The 4,015-nt window shown below is 69.1% G+C and carries 6 protein-coding genes; 3 read left to right on the top strand and 3 right to left on the bottom strand.

Translation table 11 applies throughout. The features are described from left to right. The coding region (locus AB0C69_RS39155; protein WP_360361242.1) for a hypothetical protein at window positions 1-229 on the top strand (229 nt) is incomplete at its 5' end. A 332-nt stretch (window positions 230-561) separates the two neighbouring features. Here the strand turns inward: AB0C69_RS39155 and AB0C69_RS39150 are convergent. Continuing rightward, entirely contained in the window at window positions 562-894 is a 333-nt protein-coding gene (locus AB0C69_RS39150; RefSeq protein ID WP_353833624.1) for a hypothetical protein, read from the bottom strand. A 454-nt stretch (window positions 895-1,348) separates the two neighbouring features. Here AB0C69_RS39150 and AB0C69_RS39145 point away from each other — a divergent pair, with 454 nt between their 5' ends. Both AB0C69_RS39145 and AB0C69_RS39140 read left to right on the top strand, forming a co-directional pair. Next, the gene (locus AB0C69_RS39145; RefSeq protein WP_360361239.1) at window positions 1,349-2,158 is read left to right on the top strand and encodes an alpha/beta fold hydrolase; all 810 of its coding nucleotides are present in this window, start codon (window positions 1,349-1,351) and stop codon (window positions 2,156-2,158) included. 65 nt (window positions 2,159-2,223) lie between these two features. Continuing rightward, window positions 2,224-3,135 carry a hypothetical protein gene (locus AB0C69_RS39140; RefSeq protein WP_360361236.1) on the top strand — a complete coding sequence of 304 codons (912 nt, stop codon included), beginning with the start codon at window positions 2,224-2,226 and terminating at the stop codon, window positions 3,133-3,135. A gap of 14 nt (window positions 3,136-3,149) precedes the next feature. On the opposite strand, the gene AB0C69_RS39135 is transcribed toward AB0C69_RS39140, so the two are convergent. Both AB0C69_RS39135 and AB0C69_RS39130 read right to left on the bottom strand, forming a co-directional pair. Continuing rightward, complete coding sequence (locus AB0C69_RS39135) at window positions 3,150-3,506, bottom strand: MmcQ/YjbR family DNA-binding protein (RefSeq protein WP_360361233.1); 357 nt, start codon at window positions 3,504-3,506, stop codon at window positions 3,150-3,152. A gap of 41 nt (window positions 3,507-3,547) precedes the next feature. Continuing rightward, entirely contained in the window at window positions 3,548-3,913 is a 366-nt protein-coding gene (locus AB0C69_RS39130) for a VOC family protein (protein ID WP_360361230.1), read from the bottom strand. Window positions 3,914-4,015: the final 102 nt, after the last annotated feature.

Below are 4,015 nucleotides of genomic sequence, written 5' to 3'. Positions count from 1 at the left end.
GCTGGACAAGGGCCCGGACGGGGCGAGGGGCCCGGCGGGCATGTTCGGGCGGACGGCCGTCTCCATGAACATGAACGGTTCAAGAGAAAGAGTCGTACGTCTTTGCCGGGACGCGGCGCGCTCATGGCAGGGCTTCGGCCAGCCGCACGTCGTCCGTCAGCTTCCCCAGCGCCTCGACCCCGCCCCGCTCGTTGAGCAGCACCCCGACCCGCACAGGACCTCCCAGTGAGATAACCAGTTCCTTACCTGACCTCTCCCTACCTAAGCGTCCCTCCCCGGTGGCCACAAGGCGGACACTCGGCGAGCCGAAAAGGCCCGGCATCGCAGGAGACGCCGGGCCTTTCCCATGTCGAGGGGGTCGGTCCCGCCGAGCGCCTCGCGCATCCCGACGCGGGCGCGGCTGAGCCGGTAATGGACGGTGCCGGTGGCGAGCCGAGGGCCGCGCCGATCTCGGCCGGGGACAGGTCGCCCGACACGGTCAGCAGCAGGACGTCCCGCTGCCCGCGGTTCAAGGGTGCTGGACCCTGGCCGTCGGCGTCGTGCCGTCGTGAGGATCTGCCCTCAGGCGCCGTCGAGTGCGCCGTGGGGGGAGTGTTCCTGGGCCAGCCTTCTGTCGTTGTCGGCCCATCGGCGGTGGCGGGCGGCCGACTGGAGGTGCAGTTCGGCCTCTTCGGGGTGGACGGTGGCCATGTCCTCCAGAAGCGACGCGGCGCGGTCGTGGGCTCGCGCCGAGGAGACCATCGCCTGCTGCGCGTACTCCTCGGCCGCGCGCCTGTACTCCGAGGCCGTCGCGGAGGCTTCGGGGACGTCCGGCGCCCGCGTCGTCGCGCCGCGCTCGCCGGCTCGCCGCGTACGGCGCGCCCTCACCCGAAGCGTGCGGTCTTCGCTGTCCATAGCAGCCAATCCGACGCCAAAGCCCGTCGACCAACCAGCCCACCAGACACGATTGATTTGTACCCAGCACCGTGTCCTTTCAGCCCACTCCGGCGGACCCATACTTAATCCGTCATTTCCCTATGGGCGGCCATGGGGTCGCGGAGGCTCGGGGTGCCGGTATCGATGGTGTTGACCTGCGCGGCTTCCTTGTGACCGTGAGGAGGGGAGGAAGGGAATTGTTCTTGGTGCGGGAAGTAATCGCTGGCCCAGGTAATGGCGGATTCCTTGTTCGTTCGTGCGCATGGCGCCGGTCTCCACAGCCAGAGACAGAGACGTATCCGGCGTCGCCGCGCCGTAGCAGCGGACGTGCGACGGCCACTTCTTCCCATCCTCGACCGTGACGGGCCGCCTCGCCGACGTGTCGAGGCGGGTGGTTCTTCGACCATCGCGGCCGATGAGCGACCATGGAGGCGTGGCGACTCCCGAACCGCTCACCCTCTACACCGCCGACGGTGTCCGAATCGACGCAGGTCACACGCCTTCCGACGGGGAGGTCTGCTTCGTCCTGGCGCACGGCTTCACCTGCTCGTGGCGCCAGCCCGCGCTGCGCCGGATCGCCGCGGCCCTCGGCCGGCACGGCGGCGTGATCGGGCTCGACTTCCGCGGCCACGGACGGTCCGGCGGCCACTCCACGGTCGGAGACCGCGAGGTGCTCGACATCGATGCGGCGGTCGCGGCGGCCACGCGACGGGGATACGGGCGGATCGTCCTGGCGGGCTTCTCCATGGGCGGCGCCATCGTCGTCAGGCACGCGGCGTTGCACGGCGGGGTGGACGCCGTGATCTCGGTCAGCGCGCCGGCACGCTGGTACTACCGCGGAACGGTGCCGATGCGGCGCGTGCACTGGGTGATCGAACGGCGCGCGGGGCGGATGGCCGTCCGCCTGGCGCGGGGCACGCGCATCGCGCCCAAGGGCTGGGATCCCGTTCCGGAGGCGCCGCACGAGGTCGCCGGACGGATCGCGCCGGTGCCGCTGCTGGTCGTCCACGGGGCAGCGGACGCGTTCTTCCCCGTCGAACACGGCCATCAACTCTACGAGGCGGCGTCCGACCCGAAGGAACTGTGGATAGAACCGTCCTTCGGCCACGCCGAGGTGGCCGCCGCCCCTGAGTTGATCGACCGCATGGCCGCATGGGCGATGAGAGTGGTCTCCGCGACGCCCGTCCCAGACGCAGAGCCGCCACAAGGCCGAACCCGCGACCAGCGCACTGACCTCGGATAACTCAAAGTTATCCACATTCTCGCCACCCCCTGCCCGGCACCGCCGGACAGGGCATCCTCAATCCCATGGACGGATTCACCCTCACCTGGAAGCGGACGGCCGCCGACTCGATCATCCCCATCGGGCCGGACGCCTACTTCGTCCCCGTCAAAGGGACCGGCCTCGCCGCGCGCGCCGCGGCGTTGAGCAGCATCCTGCCCCCGGAAGCCGTCATCGCCCGGCGCACCGCCGCATGGATCTGGGGCCTGGACGTCTTACCTCCGGGAGTGAGCGAGCTCGACTGGGACGTCGAACTCGTCACTCCCCGACCCCCTGAGGCCCCACCGGCCCCGGTCCCGATCACCGCCGACAGCGTCGACCTCCCGCCCGAACACGTAGTGAAGGAATCCGATGTACGCCTCACCTGCCCGACCCGCACCGCCCTCGACTGCGCCCGCTGGCTTCCCCGCTACGAGGCGGTCGCGGCGCTGGACCAGTTCCTGCGCCGAGACGTGGACGTGGAGGAACTCGCCGCGATGGCCCGCACGCTGCGGGGATACCGGGGGAACCAACGGCTGCGCCAGATCCTCAGGCTCGCCGACCGCGGCGCGGCCTCCCCCGGCGAGAGCTGGATCCGCGTCGCCGTCGTGGACACCGGCTTCCCGCGCCCTGAGACGCAGATCCCCGTGCGAAGCGCGAAAGGCAACTGGTTCTATATCGACCTCGGCTACCGCGAGTTCCGCGTCGGCCTCGAATACGACGGCGAACGCCACCACACCGGCCGAGATGCCAGAAGCCACGACGCACAGCGCCGAGGCTGGCTCGACAAGGAGATGGGCTGGGACGTCATCCCCGTCACCAAGAACTTTCTGACTCGTCCCGCCCCTTACCTGGGCGCTCTCCTGACGGCGCTGCTCCAGCGCGGCTGGCAACCCGACAACGCCACCATGGACCACATAGCCGCACGCCTCGCACGCCTGGAACGCCGACCACGCTGAACGCCAAGGGCCGGCTACCCGCGGTCGAGGAGATCGACCAGCCGTTTGGGGGCGATGAGCCGGTAACTGTCCTCGATCAGCTCGGCCATCTCATCCCAGTCGTGGTCGGCGTCGAGCCGCGCGCCGACCCAGCCCTTGGCGCCCACGTACTTCGGGACGAAGAAACGCTCGGGCGCCTCCGCGACCAGAGCTTCCTGCACGCCGGGTCCGGCCTTGAACGTCAGAGACAGGCCGTCCTCGGAGGTCATCGCGAACAGCTTGTCGCGCACACGGAAGGAGGGCGCTGTATGACCGCCGAAAGGCTTCTCCGTCACCTCTGGCAACGACATGCAGATCTCTCGAATCCTGAGCAGGGCATCAGAGTCGTCCATCGCCGATTCCTTCTTCTCCAGGCGGCATGGTCGCGGGACCGCTATTCGATGAGGGAGGTGTGAGGCCGCAACACACAGAACTCGTTTCCTTCGGGATCCGCGAGCACGACCCACGACACGTCGGCGGACTGGCCGATGTCGACGCGGCGAGCACCGAGGGCGAGGATGCGCTGGACTTCGGCCTCCTGGTCGTCCGGGTCGAGGTCTATGTGCAACCGGTTCTTCACAGCCTTCGTGCCGTCGACCCGGAGGAAGCACAGCCCGGGATAGGTGTGGGGGTCCGCGCCGACGATGACCTCGTCCTCCGAGCGGTAGAGAACCGGCTGATCGAGGACGGCCGCCCAGAACTCGGCGAGTACGGAAGGCTCCCGAGAGTCGACGACCAGGTGATAGAAGCGCGATGCCATCCCCAGAGGCTAGCCCCCGCCCCCGACACCCCGAAAAGCCAACAAGGCGCGCCCCATCCCCAAGCCACCCCCGCCAACCCAACCCAAGCCAAGCGAGCCAAG

The sequence above is a fragment of the Actinomadura sp. NPDC048032 genome, assembly GCF_040653175.1.
GTDB lineage: Bacteria > Actinomycetota > Actinomycetes > Streptosporangiales > Streptosporangiaceae > Spirillospora > Spirillospora verrucosospora.
The sequence above is the reverse complement of the archived record's forward strand: the minus strand, read 5'-3'. Positions and strand labels throughout refer to the sequence as shown.